Raw genomic sequence first — 14,609 nt, 5'->3', positions numbered from 1 at the left:
AGAAAACGGTCAATGAAGGTAAAAGAAAAAAACCCATCATCACAATGCTAGATTTAAGTATTGTGCCAATTCATATTATAATAGCAGAAATTTATTGTATTTAAGACGAAATTTATCATGTCTCAAACCCCGCTTAGGGTCGTATTTGCTGGTACGCCCGAATTTGCTAAAGTCGCCTTACAAGCACTCATCGGTCACCAAAAAGCCCTTAATATTGACATTGTAGCAGTCTATACACAACCTGACCGCAAATCTGGTCGTGGGCAAAAAATTAGCGCATCGCCCGTTAAAGCACTTGCCTTGGCAAATAACATTGCGGTGGAACAACCCGAAAGTTTTAGCTTAAAATCAGCCAATGGGAGTGTTTCACGTGAAACACTTAAACACTATCGACCCGATGTGATGATAGTGGCGGCTTATGGGTTGATTTTACCACTTGGCGTACTACATACCCCAAAATTTGGCTGCATCAATATTCATGGCTCATTATTGCCACGCTGGCGTGGTGCAGCGCCCATTCAGCGTGCGATTTTAGCGGGTGACGATACTACAGGCATTACCATTATGCAAATGGCGCAGGGACTAGATACGGGCGATATGCTGTATAAAATAGAATGCCCGATCACTGACACAGATACCACCCAACTATTGCATGATAAATTAGCCAAATTAGGCGGTGAAGCCATTGTGACGGTGCTGTCTGATGTAGAAAACTATCAACAAAACGCGCAAAAACAAGACGACGCTTTGGCTAATTATGCCGAGAAAATCACCACGGCAGAGGGTGAGATTAACTGGCAAAATGATGCCATCAGTATTCAGCGTCAAATCCGTGCGTTAAATGCCTTTACCTATCTTGATAAACATAAAGACCCCAACAGCCGTATCAAAATAATAGAAGCAGCGCCCATTAAACTCGACCAACAAACCCATGAACCTGCAGGTAAAATCGTCAGTGTGGGTCGTAACGCGATTTTGGTCGCCTGTGGCAAAAACGCGACCAACCACCAACATCAAGGTGTACAACATCTGATTAATATCACCCAAATGCAGTGGCCAGGTGGTAAGCCGTTAACCGCTGAGCAAATTGCCAATGGAGATAAACTCAACGATGGTGATATTTTTCACTCATAACCAATTAGGCACATCATGACCCAATTACATTCTCAGCTTAACACTCGCGCCAAAGTTGTCGCCACCCTCGAGCGTATCCAACAAGGTGAGTCATTATCTAGCTTGCTTGACCCACTACTAAACCAAGTGAGCGAAAAAGACAAAGGCTTTGTCCATGAATTATTGCTTGGCACACTGCGTCAATGGTGGGCACTCGCTCGTATTGGTGAAAGCTTGATTGAGCATGAAGTCACTGACAAAGGCGTATGGGCAGCCCTCAATATCGGACTGTATCAACTATTGTATATGGACACGCCAGATTACGCGGCGATTGGTGAAACGGTCGAAGCAGTCAAACAACTGGATAAAGGTTACGGTGCTGGACTTATCAATGCCATACTGCGAAAGGTGCAAAAAAACCCTGCCAAATTTGCCAAAAAAATTGAGAAAAATCACAGTCTACCTAATTGGCTTGCCAAACAGCTCAAACAGGATTGGGGTGAATACTATGCCGAGCTTGGACAAGCGCTTCGCCAACCTGCGCCCATATTCTTACGCGTCAATCGCAAATTTTGTAGTGTAGAGGATTATGCCGATATATTAACCCAACAAGGCATCGGGTTTGCCCTAGTGTTCATCGGCTTTGAGGAGGTGCAAACCATTCAACTCACTGACGCTATAAGAATCACCGATTTGCCTAAATTTGCCGAAGGATGGGTCAGTGTGCAAGACAGACATGCCCAGTTATCAGCACATATTTTGGCAAGCCTCGCCTTGGATAAATCTTTGACGGTACTAGATGCTTGCACTGCACCGGGAGGTAAACTGGCGCATTTATTGGAGCTTGATCAGTCAAAAACGTTTCACGTGAAACATCAAAATATCGCGCATGTAATCGCTTTGGACAACGATGAAAAACGGCTACAACGGGTCAGCCAAAACCTTGAGCGTTTGCAGTTAAACCAAGAAAATGTACAATTGGTATGTGAGGATGCCACAACGTTTCAAGCCGATACCCAATTTGATGTGATAATGCTTGATGCACCTTGCACTGCAACGGGGGTGATTCGCCGCCATCCTGATATTGCATTGCTACGCACTGAAGAAGATGTGGGGCAAACTGCCGCGTTACAAGCCAATATTTTAGCCAACTGTTGGCATAATTTAGCCGATGACGGCTATCTACTCTACATCACCTGCTCGATGTTAAAAGCAGAGAATGAAAACCAATTACAAGCGTTTTTAGCCGCGCACAAAGCGGCACAAATCGTGGATTTTAGCCTTAATTTATCTAACCAAATCAAACGGGACATCGGTTATCAATGCTTGCCGCTTCATCAAAACGATGGCGATGGCTTTTATTATGCCTTACTGCAAAAACGTGGCTAAAAAATTGGCATTCATCGCAATGCTAGGTTTATGCTAAACTGCATCAAATTGATTAAATGGATGGAAAGATGAACTATATCAGCACCCGTGGTAAAACGGCCCCTATGCAATTTAGTGATGTGTTACTGATGGGACTTGCCCCAGACGGCGGCTTAATGCTACCTGAAGAATACCCACAGATTGATGAAGCAACCCTCACCCAATGGCGCACTTTAAGCTACCCTGAGCTTGCCTTTGAAATCATGCAATTATTTGCCACCGATATCCCAAAAGACGATTTAAAAACACTGATTGATAAAACTTACACCGTGCAGGCATTTGGCAATCCTGATATCACCCCTGTTCGTACACTCAAAGATGGCATCAAAATCATCGAGTTATCAAATGGTCCCACACTGGCATTTAAAGACATCGCCATGCAGTTTTTGGGCAATGCTTTTGAATATGTGTTAAAGAAAAAAAATGAGCGTCTGACCATCATCGGCGCCACATCAGGTGATACAGGCTCAGCTGCTGAATATGCGTTGCGCGGCAAAGACAATATCGAAGTGTTCATGATGTCACCCCATGGCAAAATGAGTGAGTTCCAGCGCGCACAAATGTATAGCCTCGATGACAAAAATATCCATAACATCGCCATCAAAGGTATGTTCGATGACTGCCAAGACATCGTAAAAGCCCTGCAGCAAGATGCTGAGTTTAAAGCCAAATACAGCCTTGGGACTGTCAACTCCATTAACTGGGGTCGTATCCTCGCGCAAATCGTCTACTATTTTAAAGGTTACTTTGCCAGCACCACCGACAACAGCCAAAAGGTGAGTTTCTGCGTGCCATCGGGTAACTTTGGTAATATCTGCGCGGGACATATTGCCCGTGAAATGGGATTACCCATCGAGCGGTTAATCGTTGCCACCAACGAAAACGACGTTCTGCATGACTTTTTTACTACTGGTAAATATAGCCCCCGTACCGCTGACAAGACTTATGTGACATCAAGTCCATCGATGGATATTTCAAAAGCGTCGAATTTTGAGCGTTTTGTATACCTGCTCGCTGAGAAAAATGGCGAAAAAATTAATACGCTTTGGCAGGATGTCAACGCAGGCAAAGGCTTTGATATGTCGGATTTGATGGCAAACATCAATGGCAAATATGGCTTTGCATCGGGTAAATCAACCCATGCCGACCGTATCGCCACAATCAAACAAGTGTATGCCGAAGACAATCAGCTCATTGACCCGCACACCGCTGATGGGATAAAAGTGGCTCGTGAAGTACGCAAAAAGGGTGAGGTCATTGTCTGCGCCGAAACCGCCTTGCCAGCCAAATTTGCCGAGACCATCACCGAAGCTGTCGGTCAACTTGACATTCCCCGTCCCAAACATACCGATAATATCGAAAGCTTGGCGCAGTATGTGACTGTGCTTGATAATGATGCAAATTTGGTGCGGGCGCAAATTGAACAGTTTGTGGTAGCCAAATAATGGCTATCTAATAAATTGGCTAATAAGTTGGGTTAAACAAAAGCCTTTTAATTTGCTAGTTAAAAGGCTTTTTTGCATTAGTGTTCTCTTTTGCCTTATTGTTTATGGACAAATTTGCGCAGTATCGCTTTGACTTCATCCGTCTGCAGACGGTTACTAAAGTGAACATTTTCTTGTTGGATACGCGCTAGGATTTCTGTGGCATTACGCATCAAGTCTTTGGTTTGTCGTACCGATGACACCGATTTTTTGGCAAGTATTTCTGCTTTTTGGCGCGCCGTGCTTAGTACCTCATCACTATTAGCAAAAGCTTGGTTGGCTAAGCCCAATTCAACCGCCTGTTTACCTGTAATTTTTTCACCCATCACAAACACCTCAAAGGCACGCTGATAACCAATTCTTTGCGTCAGCAAAAGGGTCGAACCTGCTTCTGGCACCAAAGATAAATCCACAAATGGGGCTAATAATTTAGCGTTTTCTACGATATACACCAAATCACAATGAAGTAGCAGCGTCAAGCCAATGCCAACGCCTGAGCCTGTCACCGCTGCCACGATGGGTTTGGGATAATCGCCCAAAAACTGCACGAAATCTAACGCGTTAAGCTCAGCATCATCGTTTTCTGCTTTGTTTAAAAAATCGACAAGATCATTACCTGCGGTAAAAAAATCACCGGTTGACGTAAATAAAATCACTCGAATATTATCGTCACTTTTTGCCTGTTCCATCGCGGTTTGTACGGCTTGGTACATGGCATTGGTTAGGGCATTTTTTTTATCAGCACGATTAAACTGGATTTCTAAAACGCCATTTTGCGTGTGAAAATTGACAAGTTGTTCCATGAAAGTGTTTACCTTAGTATCTTATCAGTGTCTAGTAGATATTTGGTACTAGAAACCAAGTCAACAATATAGCATTATTCTAAGCTGAGATTCTAAACTTAGTGAGACAATGACCGCAAAAAAATCAAACTGAAAAAAATTTAAAGCCAACATACCAACTGTTCAAAGAATTTTAGCCAATAAAAAAGGCATTTAATTTAAATGCCTTTTTTTAATTGATTTTTTAAATTGATTGCTTAACTAACTAATACAATATTAACCAATACGGCGTTTACCCGTCGCTAACTCATAGACGAATAGCACAATAATTGCACCAATGACTGAGAAAATTAGACCAGTAAAGCCACCATTGGCATTCATACCTAGCATACCTGCTAAGAAACCGCCCACTAATGCACCGATAATACCCAGTACAATAGTAAGAATCCAACCCATTGCGTCGGCACCTGGCTTGATAGCACGGGCGATAACACCAACGATAAGACCCATGATAATCATATAAATAAAGCTCATTTTAAAACTCCTCATTTTTTAACTTGTCTAATTTTTAACTTATTTTATTGCCTAATCGATTGGCAGACGGTACAGGACTAAATTGTTATATTTATGGTTTTAACTAATAACTGCCTCTCTGATGACTGTCATTTTATAGCCAAGCTATCAGGAGTTAAAATGTTGGTTTGTTAATTATGTAAGTTCTCTTTGAAGTATTAAGAGGATTTTTTATTTAATGTAATGCTATGTCAGTAGAGACGATTAAATGTAAGTTCCGTTATCTGGATTCGATTTCTTGATAAAGCGCAGCATACTGCTGGGTGAGTTTATGTTTAGCGTCCAAATAAATCAGCGGTAAGCTTTGATGGTGGGATTGTTTCATGATAATTGAAGGGCTAAGTTTGGTATCATACACAGGATAGCCTTCATTGACCAACGTTTGTACCACTTCTTTGGGTAGATTGGCACGTGGGTCAAACTGATTGACGATAATACCTTCAATTAACAAGTCACTATTATGGTCTTGGCGCGTCTCTAAGATATTTTGCACCAAGGTTTGCAGCGCGCGTTTGGAGAAAATATCACAATCAAACGGGACAATGACACGATCAGCTGCGATCAATGCCGACAAAGTAAAAAAGTTAAACGCCGGTGGTGTATCAATGTACACCCGATCAAACTGCTGACTTAAAAGGTTTAAGCCGTCTTTTAATTTATAAATTTTATGTTTGCTTTCAAGGGGCTGCAAAATATCGGCAAGCATGGGGCTGGCTGGAATCAGTGATAAATTATCAAATCGGGTGGTGTGAATGCAATGCTCCAACCCTTGATTGCGACTACCCGCCATACCGCCAAACGGAAATGCAAACATCATCGGCATGGGGCTAGACGTCGCTTGCAGGGTTTGCGAAAAGAAATTTTCAATATTGGGTTCTGTGATATGCGCGGGATGAATATCTGTGGCAGCATCGCCGATGATATATTGGGTAGCGTTGCACTGTGGATCAAGGTCGATGAGTAAGGTACGCAAACCTTGATGGGCACTCATCGCGGCAAGATTGACAGCAATGCTGGATTTACCAACACCGCCTTTTTGATTAAAAATGACTCGGCTAAGCATTGTGTAACCTAATATTTTTACAAGTAATCATGAGTATGCTAAAAAATCACGACTTTTGCTAGCAAATTTACAAGGTTAAAACAGTTAGCCTTGCTGCAGTGCCTTCACCAGTCGACCATGAATGCCTTCAAAGCCGCCATTTGACATCACAATCACCGCATCGTCATCGCCAATGTGCGCTGCAATATGCTTAATAATCGCATCGGTCGATGTCATCACTTGTTGGTTGGCAGCATTGCCAATCGCATCGGCGACTGACCAATCTAGATTGGCAGGTTGATACCAAATGACTTGGTCGGCGATACTCGCTGATGGCGCAAGCAAACCTTGGTGGGTACCGAGTTTCATGGTATTTGAACGCGGTTCAATCACTGCCCAAATTTTACGCTTTGGGTTATCCGCAAAACGTTTTTTGGCACCATCGAGCGTGGTTTCAATGGCGGTTGGGTGGTGGGCAAAGTCGTCATAAACTTCTATATGTTTGCCGTGGTTATCGATTGTGCCGACCAGCTCCATACGGCGTTTGATGCCAGCAAAATTGGATAAGGCTTCACAGGCTTGTGCAACCGATACGCCAATATTGTAGGCTGCCGCAATTGCCACTAAGCCATTATTGACGCTATGTAGCCCGCTCATCTGCCAATGGACTTGTCCTTTGTGACCATCAAACATGACTTCATATTGGCTTCCGTCTTGTTTCACTAGCTTGGCTTTCCAATCCGCGTGGGGATTAGTGCTAGCAATCGCCGTCCGCCAAATCGGTGTCCAGCAGCCTTTTTTAAGGGTTTCTTCCAAGCTTTCGGTATCTGCTGGCATGATGATTTTGCCATTTGACGGTATCATGCGTACCATGTGATGGAACTGGGTTTGGATGGCGGCAAGGTTTGGGAAGATATCGGCGTGGTCGTATTCAAGGTTGTTTAAAATTGCGGTGGTTGGGCGATAGTGAACAAACTTAGAGCGTTTATCAAAAAAAGCACTGTCATATTCATCCGCTTCGATGACAAAGTAACCTTCATGATCCGCAGTTTTATCACTCCCCAAATAACTACTGTGGGCAAACGCTTTTTTTAGGCGTTCATCTTGGGTATCAACCAGTGGCACGCCACCAATCAAAAAGCCGGCATCAATACCTGCATAGTGTAAAATCCATGCCAGCATCGTGGTAGTGGTAGTTTTGCCATGCGTGCCTGCGACAGCTAATACATGACGGTATTGCAATACCTGCTCTGCCAAAAACTGCGGGCCTGAGGTATAAGGAATACGCTCATTGAGCATATATTCAACCGCCTCGATGCCGCGCTTCATGGCATTGCCGACAATCACCAAATCAGGTGCAGGTTGTAAATGACTAGCGGCGTACCCTTGCATAATCTCAACACCCGCATTTTCAAGCTGGGTGGACATTGGTGGATAGACATTGGCGTCCGAGCCTGTCACGGTATGTCCAAGGTCACGCGCAAGCAGCGCCAACGAACCCATGAAGGTACCACAAATACCAAGAATATGAATGTGCATAAGTTTGCCTTAGGTCAAATACGCATTAGCAGCTAACCAAAGCCGCTAAACCTTGCTAAAAATTAACAATTTTAAAGGACAAATCAGGCTTTGTCAGCTATTAAATCCAGTTGCAGGTTAACTTGCTCACAAACACCCATGTCTAGTTTTCGGCAACCCACCGTGCCAAAACCGTGCCAAAGAGGTACAGAAAAATAGTTTTACAAATTACTATGACAGTGCTAAGTTGCTATAAATTCACCAAAATAGTGTTTTTGCACTATTTTTATGAAGTTAAAGAATTAAGGAGTGGTATGAAAAGCAGTGAGTTATTGAGCATTTTAAAGCAGTGTCATAGCAATGGACTTTGACCCAAAAGGTAAATCAGACGCCGAAATCCGTCGATTTTGCTATGCCTTTATGTGGCAGAAGGTGCCAACATGCCCAGTGATGCCGATGCCATCGCCATCTTCCAAAGTAATGGCGTCATCTATGCGCCGGGAAAAGCCTCGAATGCCGGTGGGGTCGCGGTATCAGGTCTTGAGATGTCACAAAACTCGGTACGTCAATACGCAACCTTTGCGGTGCTTGATGAGCAATTAAAAACCATCATGAAAAATATCCATGACGATTGTTTTAACCATGGCAAACAAGCGGATGGGAGCATTGATTTTGACTTCCTCCCCTTGCTAAAGCAAGGGGATTCCTGCTCCCAGACGGTCAAGCCCGACCGCAAGAATGTTCTTGGCGGCATTAATATCTCTATCATGCCATGTGCCACACGTTGCACAAGTCCATTCTCTTATTCGCAAACCTGCTCTACCTTTCGGACTACTGGACATATCGCCACAGCACGAGCAAGTTTGGGTAGTGTATTTCTCATTCACGATTTCAAAACGGCAACCTGCGTTCTCGCATTTGTAGGTCAGTTGTCGCTTGAGTTCAAACCAACCTGCATCGTAAACCGATTTGGCTAGTTTGCCTTTTTTACTGTTAAATTGGGTAGTTCTAACGTCACCTACCACGATTAGGGTATTGTCTTTGACTAATTGGGTGGTGAATTTGTGGATTAGGTCTTGCCGTGTATGTTTGATTTTGGCATGGATCGCTTTGACACGCTGTTTGTTTTTGGCACGTTGGGCGGTGGCTAACGCTTTGGCATATTTGAGCGTTTGCTTGATTTGTAGTTTATCGCCATTTGAGGCGGTGGCACTGTCTTTTAAGCCTAAGTCAACGCCAATGCTACCTGTACCGCATGATTGTTTGGGGTAGTCTTTGACGGTGATACAGGCATACCAACGGTTACGGCTGTCTTGGACAATTTCCAGCGTGTTGATTTGATATAGGCTAAGGTTGTAGCTGTCCCATAGATCAATGACTAGCTTTTGCCCTTTGGCTAAAGATAGTTGTAAGGTAGATTTTAAGCCCTTTTTACCAGTTTGGTGTGTGGCAATGTGCTTAATGGCGGATTGTTTGAATGGTAGCCAACCTAAGTTTTTACGCTTTGATTTTGGGTTATTGGTTCGCCATGATAACTTAGCTTTTTTAAATTGTTTTCTAGCTTTGGCATGGGTTTCATTGATGGCTTGGATAGTTTGACTATGCAAGCCTAGTAACTCACCGCTACCTTTGGTGTATTCGTTCAAATCATAAGCTGAAAAGAATTTGCCAGTTTTTTGTAGGTGCTTGTAACTCAAGTCATTGACATAATTCCACACGAAATTGACCGAACCGCTTAGGCGATTTAGTTGGTCTTTATGTTTGTCTCGTATGCGTAACTTGAGTGTTTTCATAGGATTATTTTAGCAAAATTTATGCAAGCGTTATAGTGCATGAGTTGTCTTATATCCACCGCCTAAAGTCGGTGGTTTTACGGCAACGGCTGATAGTGTACAAGTTGCCTTATATCCACCGCCTAAAGTCGGTGGTTTTACGGCAACGGCTGATAAAAAGCTCCGTCATTGTGATGGCGTTTTTTATTGAAGCAATAGCAATCAGTCAGCACAAGCCTGAAAAAATTTAAAGCTGGTGCTAGGCAGCCAATTCACATTGAGTTTTTTGTTTTGTAATTGCACAAAGCCCACATGTCCACCATGCTGGCTATACAGTAAGCGCACACAAGGTGACACATCGGCTTGGGTGGCAAGAATGCCCAAAAATGGGTCGTCTTTGGCAGTGATAATCAGCGTGGGTTTAGTGATGTTTTTGAGTACAGGTAGGGCAGAGGCTTGGATGTAATAATTCGCCCCTGTACCAAAACCATGGCGCGGCGCGGTATATAACTCATCAAACTCATCAATCATCTTGATATTTTTTAATGCATTAATTAATGATGGATCATCCACCTTTTTGAAGGCTTTTTGCAATAAAGGATTGAGCAAATAAGGCGTATACACCCGTTTGGCGACAAAACGATGCATGGCTTTTGCCGAAGTCGTCAAATCGACGGGTGCAGAAATCACCACCGCTGCTTCACAGGCAGCTGCATCGCCTTGCTCGCCCATATAACGAGCCAGCATATTGGCACCGAGCGACACGCCGCTGGCTATAATTCGGCTATAACCGTACTGAGTTTTTAGCAGGTCAAACATATGCACCGCTTCGGCAGTATCACCCGCGTTATAGTCCAGTTCTGAGGTATTATCCACCCCGCCGCAGCCGCGAAAATGGACGATAACCGCATCATACCCCAATCGGTGCGCTTGGTGGGCAAAGGCAATGGCATAATGGCTGTCGCTACTGCCTTCAAGCCCATGAAACATCACCGCCAATGGCTTATCAAGGTTTGGCTGATTGTCGGTATTGGCAAATACAAAGTCATAAGCCACTTGGGTGGTGCCGGTACGGTCAGGATGAAGGTGTCGCTGATAGTTAGGTTTTGGCAGTTTGATAAACTTGGGTAAAATGGTTTGAACGTGGGGGTTAGCTAAGAAAAACGGGGTGCGAAATGGCGTTAGGGGTAGCTGGTGAATGTTCATAATATACCTAGTGATTGTTATAATTTTTGACTATTTTACGGCTTTTTGGCAGTTTTTTCATGGCGACTTGTGAGGTAAGTTTGGGGTGTTTTGTAGGTTTTTTTGAGGGCAATTTTGCTAGGCTATCGCTTTTACGCTACTGCTGTGGTTATTTGCTTTTGGTTATTCACTGGCTTTCACAGTCCCGTAAAGGCCGATTTTTTCGCTGAGTACTTGAACTGACTTTTGCGCAAGCTCCACTGCCAAAACGACATTTTTACCATAATCAACCTTCAAAATCGTGGCATTAAAGCCGTCTAATGTATGTCTGACAAAGGATTCATTGGCAAAATCGGTTTCAATCATTATCACGCTTAACGGCACAAACGCGTGCAAATTCATGTTATCAACCACGGCTTGCGCGGTGCTGCTATAGGCACGTGTCAGCCCGCCTGCACCAAGTTTGATACCGCCAAAGTAACGCACGACAATGACCACGCAGTTACCAATTCCCTTATGTTGTAGCACGTTTAAAATCGGCTTGCCTGCCGTACCACTGGGCTCACCATCGTCATCAAACCCTGCCGATGTGGTGTTGTGCGGGTCGCCAATAATATAGCCATAGCAGACATGGCGTGCATCGGGATACTGGCTGCGTAATTGTTCCACGTGAAACATTAATTGCTCGCGGCTATCAATGGCAAAGCCAAAGCCCAAAAATTGGCTTTTTTTAATCTCAAGTGTGGCAGTACATGGGTCGCTAAGCGTGTAATAGGTCATGGTTAATCTATGTTACAATAAACAAAACAAGCACTAGGATAACAAAAAAATGCGTTTAGACAAATTTTTAAGCAAAGCCACCGAGCTATCGCGTAAAGACTGCAAAAAAATCTTGCACGCAGGCGAAGTCACAGTCAATGGCGAGGTGGTCAAAGATGCAAGCCTACATATCGATGAAGTGGGTGACGATATCGAATGGGCGGGTGAGCCGTTATCAGTCGCGACGGGCAATCGCTATTTACTGTTATATAAGCCAGAAGGCTTTGAATGCACCCTAAAGCCAAAAGAGTGGCCGATTGTCACAGACTTGATTGATGTACCCCAGCTAGGTAGCTTGCGGATTGCGGGGCGGCTCGATGTCGACACCACAGGTGCACTGCTACTTAGTGATGATGGTGGCTTTTTGCACCGCGTCACCAGCCCCAAACATCATGTGGCAAAGGTGTATGAGTTGACGCTTGCCGACCCAATGACTGAAGCACAACAGGCATTTGCTATCCAAGAATTGGCAAAAGGCATCATGCTTGAAGACGCGTATGATAAAACCAAACCCGCTGAGTTAAGTTTTTCTGATGCTACCCATGCCAAGCTGGTACTCACGGAAGGCAAATACCACCAAGTCAAACGCATGATGGGCTACTTTGGCAATAAAGTCATTGAGCTACACCGTGCCAGCATCGGTAACATTACCTTAGCAGGATTAGAAAAAGGCGAAAGCCGATTTTTGACCGCTGAAGAAATTGACCAGTTTTAAGCATTTAGCGGCAGTGTCACACCCACAATTTTCCAATGAATAAGCCCTTGGCGCTGCAAGTGGAGCGTTAAGGGATAGCCACGCAGCTGTCCGGTGACTTCAAAACAGTTAAAACCACAATAGTGTGTGGTCGGTTGGGTCTGCGACGTTGCTGTGGTGGCATTGGGATTAGGTGATTGCAGTTGTTGTTTAATTTTTTGATTAAGCTCAGCTGAATTGCGCGCCAAAATCAAGTCTTTGATATCAATCTTATCCATTGCTACTGCCACCAAGCCCCCCAGTAGTTTGACATTTGTTTTGAGCGGCTCACTGGTCGCTTGTCCTGTCAGCGCATACTGTACGCCCTCTGGTGTGACGGTATTATCCACGGCTTGATCGACCATTTTATTCACTAAGTCATCAGAGTTTAGCTCGATATTGAGCATCTGCAAAATAGGGGATTTTGCCACATGATTGGCTTTTTCTATTAATACAGGGGTTAGCTGTGATTTGATACTTTGCTGTAGTTGCGTAAATTCAATCGCTGTACTGATAGTGTCCGCTTGTTGTGCATCATAGGCTTTTTTCAGTTGGTACACTGCCCAATAAGGGGAGGCAAATACCCATGCGACGACAATCAGTGCAAGGATGATTAGCAGAGATAATACTTTTTTCATAAATCACTATTAGAGTTAGAGTTTGCTAATTAGTTTAAAACAACGGGCTAGGCTATTGCGTATTTTTCTTGCAAAAAAGGAAAATATTTTTGCGCTGATTGCCGATTATTTGCTTGATTATTTAACAAAAATCGCCACTATATTGCATATTTTTAAATTTCAGTCTTTCAAAGGTTTGGCAGCTGTTAAACGTTGCTACCGGTCGAATCCACTCTGCCGTACTGTTAAAACTATGCTGCCAAAGGAGTTACTATGTCAAAACGCGATTTTTATGAAGTATTAGGGGTAGATAAAACCGCTAATGAACAGGAAATCAAAAAAGCCTACCGCAAACTTGCGATGAAATATCATCCAGACCGTAACCCTGATGACCCTGCCGCCGAAGAAAAATTCAAAGAAGCCTCGATGGCATACGAAGTGCTAAGTGATGACAGTAAACGCTCAGCGTATGACCGTATGGGGCATGCCGCGTTTGAGAATGGCATGGGCGGTGGCGGCTTTGGCGGTGGAAACTTCCAAGACATTTTTGGCGATATTTTTGGCGGCATGGGCGGCGGTCGTGGTGGTGGCAGCGCGGGCGGCTTCCAAGACATTTTTGGCGACATTTTTGGGGGGCGCACAGGGGGTGGGCGTAGCAGACGCGGCTCAGATTTACGCTATATGCTCGATTTGACGCTTGAAGAAGCGGTGCAAGGGACAAAAAAAGAAATTACCTTTACCGCACCTGCCCCTTGTGAAACTTGTGATGGTAAGGGCGCCAAAGACAGCAGCGATATCGTGACCTGTGCAACTTGTGGTGGTGCGGGTGTGGTACGTATGCAGCAAGGCTTTTTTGCTGTGCAACAAACCTGCCCCAACTGTGGCGGCTCAGGTAAACAAATCAAAAATCCTTGCAATGACTGTCATGGCTCGGGTGTTAAAGAAAAATCACGCACCCTTGAAGTTACCATTCCTGCCGGTATCGACAATGGCGATCGGATACGTTTAACGGGCGAAGGTGAAGCGATTGCAGGCGGTGAAAGCGGCGACTTGTATGTTGAAATCCGTGTGGCACAGCACCCTATTTTTACCCGTGAAGGCGCTGATTTATACATGGATGTGCCAATCAGCTTTGCGGATGCAGCCTTAGGTCGTGAGGTGGAAGTACCAACGCTTGAAGGACGTATCAATTTACGCATTCCCGAAGGCACCCAAAGCCACAAAGTATTCCGTATCAAAGGCAAAGGCGTTACCCCCGTGCGCACGACGATGAAAGGTGACTTGTTATGCCGTGTGGTGGTAGAGACACCGACCAACCTTAACAACAAACAAAAAGAGCTACTTCGTCAGCTACAATCATCCATGGGTGATCATCAACAATCGCCCCAGAAAAAATCTTTCTTTGATAAACTCAAAGAAGATGTCAAAGACTTGTTTGACTAGGTTTTATTGGTTTATAGTGTTTGATAGATGTTTCACGTGAAACATCGAACCCTTGTAATGATTGCAAGGGTTTTTTTGTATAAGGCAATATTGAGCTAAG

At 44.2% G+C, this 14,609-nt stretch carries 13 protein-coding genes and 1 pseudogene; 6 read left to right on the top strand and 8 right to left on the bottom strand.

Going from position 1 to position 14,609, the window contains the following annotated elements:
- The first annotated feature begins 117 nt into the window (after window positions 1-117).
- The 3 genes from fmt (at window position 118) to thrC (ending at window position 3,986) form a co-directional block, all read left to right on the top strand.
- Window positions 118-1,134: a methionyl-tRNA formyltransferase gene (gene fmt / locus RTN07_RS07260; RefSeq protein ID WP_312176990.1), complete on the top strand. Its 1,017-nt coding sequence runs from the start codon at window positions 118-120 to the stop codon at window positions 1,132-1,134.
- Window positions 1,135-1,149: 15 nt separating this feature from the next.
- Complete coding sequence (rsmB, locus tag RTN07_RS07255; RefSeq protein ID WP_312176987.1) at window positions 1,150-2,502, top strand: 16S rRNA (cytosine(967)-C(5))-methyltransferase RsmB; 1,353 nt, start codon at window positions 1,150-1,152, stop codon at window positions 2,500-2,502.
- 68 nt (window positions 2,503-2,570) lie between these two features.
- Window positions 2,571-3,986 carry a threonine synthase gene (gene thrC / locus RTN07_RS07250; RefSeq protein WP_312176985.1) on the top strand — a complete coding sequence of 472 codons (1,416 nt, stop codon included), beginning with the start codon at window positions 2,571-2,573 and terminating at the stop codon, window positions 3,984-3,986.
- A gap of 95 nt (window positions 3,987-4,081) precedes the next feature.
- Here the strand turns inward: thrC and RTN07_RS07245 are convergent, their stop codons facing one another.
- The 4 genes from RTN07_RS07245 to mpl form a co-directional block, all read right to left on the bottom strand.
- Window positions 4,082-4,828: an enoyl-CoA hydratase-related protein gene (locus tag RTN07_RS07245; protein WP_309596084.1), complete on the bottom strand. Its 747-nt coding sequence runs from the start codon at window positions 4,826-4,828 to the stop codon at window positions 4,082-4,084.
- A gap of 255 nt (window positions 4,829-5,083) precedes the next feature.
- On the bottom strand, window positions 5,084-5,341 hold the full coding sequence (locus RTN07_RS07240; RefSeq protein WP_036601338.1) for a GlsB/YeaQ/YmgE family stress response membrane protein: 258 nt from the start codon (window positions 5,339-5,341) through the stop codon (window positions 5,084-5,086).
- Window positions 5,342-5,600: 259 nt separating this feature from the next.
- Window positions 5,601-6,443: a ParA family protein gene (locus RTN07_RS07235; RefSeq protein WP_312176980.1), complete on the bottom strand. Its 843-nt coding sequence runs from the start codon at window positions 6,441-6,443 to the stop codon at window positions 5,601-5,603.
- Window positions 6,444-6,527: 84 nt separating this feature from the next.
- Window positions 6,528-7,961, bottom strand: coding sequence for a UDP-N-acetylmuramate:L-alanyl-gamma-D-glutamyl-meso-diaminopimelate ligase (mpl, locus tag RTN07_RS07230; protein WP_312176977.1), 1,434 nt, complete (start codon window positions 7,959-7,961; stop codon window positions 6,528-6,530).
- Between the two features lie 398 nt (window positions 7,962-8,359).
- Between mpl and RTN07_RS07225 the strand changes: the two are divergent.
- Window positions 8,360-8,593 (top strand): annotated as a pseudogene (locus RTN07_RS07225) (NADP-specific glutamate dehydrogenase); the annotation flags it as partial.
- A gap of 36 nt (window positions 8,594-8,629) precedes the next feature.
- Here RTN07_RS07225 and RTN07_RS07220 read toward each other — a convergent pair.
- From RTN07_RS07220 to RTN07_RS07210, 3 genes are all read right to left on the bottom strand, one after another.
- Window positions 8,630-9,733 (bottom strand): RNA-guided endonuclease InsQ/TnpB family protein, encoded by a 1,104-nt coding sequence (locus RTN07_RS07220; protein ID WP_312176975.1) that lies wholly within the window; start codon window positions 9,731-9,733, stop codon window positions 8,630-8,632.
- Window positions 9,734-9,934: 201 nt separating this feature from the next.
- Entirely contained in the window at window positions 9,935-10,918 is a 984-nt protein-coding gene (locus RTN07_RS07215; RefSeq protein WP_312176974.1) for a YheT family hydrolase, read from the bottom strand.
- A 162-nt stretch (window positions 10,919-11,080) separates the two neighbouring features.
- Window positions 11,081-11,677: a YigZ family protein gene (locus RTN07_RS07210; protein ID WP_312176972.1), complete on the bottom strand. Its 597-nt coding sequence runs from the start codon at window positions 11,675-11,677 to the stop codon at window positions 11,081-11,083.
- A 49-nt stretch (window positions 11,678-11,726) separates the two neighbouring features.
- Here RTN07_RS07210 and RTN07_RS07205 point away from each other — a divergent pair, with 49 nt between their 5' ends.
- Window positions 11,727-12,431: a pseudouridine synthase gene (locus RTN07_RS07205; protein WP_282842210.1), complete on the top strand. Its 705-nt coding sequence runs from the start codon at window positions 11,727-11,729 to the stop codon at window positions 12,429-12,431.
- Here RTN07_RS07205 and RTN07_RS07200 read toward each other — a convergent pair.
- Window positions 12,428-13,087: a DUF2939 domain-containing protein gene (locus RTN07_RS07200; protein WP_312176970.1), complete on the bottom strand. Its 660-nt coding sequence runs from the start codon at window positions 13,085-13,087 to the stop codon at window positions 12,428-12,430. The genes RTN07_RS07205 and RTN07_RS07200 overlap by 4 nt on opposite strands.
- Before the next feature lie 252 nt (window positions 13,088-13,339).
- On the opposite strand from RTN07_RS07200, the gene dnaJ reads away from it, so the two are divergent.
- Window positions 13,340-14,509, top strand: a complete 1,170-nt coding sequence (gene dnaJ / locus RTN07_RS07195; protein WP_312176967.1) for a molecular chaperone DnaJ — start codon at window positions 13,340-13,342, stop codon at window positions 14,507-14,509.
- Window positions 14,510-14,609: the final 100 nt, after the last annotated feature.

This window comes from Moraxella sp. CTOTU46934, assembly GCF_031979465.1.
Classification (GTDB): domain Bacteria; phylum Pseudomonadota; class Gammaproteobacteria; order Pseudomonadales; family Moraxellaceae; genus Faucicola; species Faucicola tetraodonis.
The sequence above is the reverse complement of the archived record's forward strand: the minus strand, read 5'-3'. Positions and strand labels throughout refer to the sequence as shown.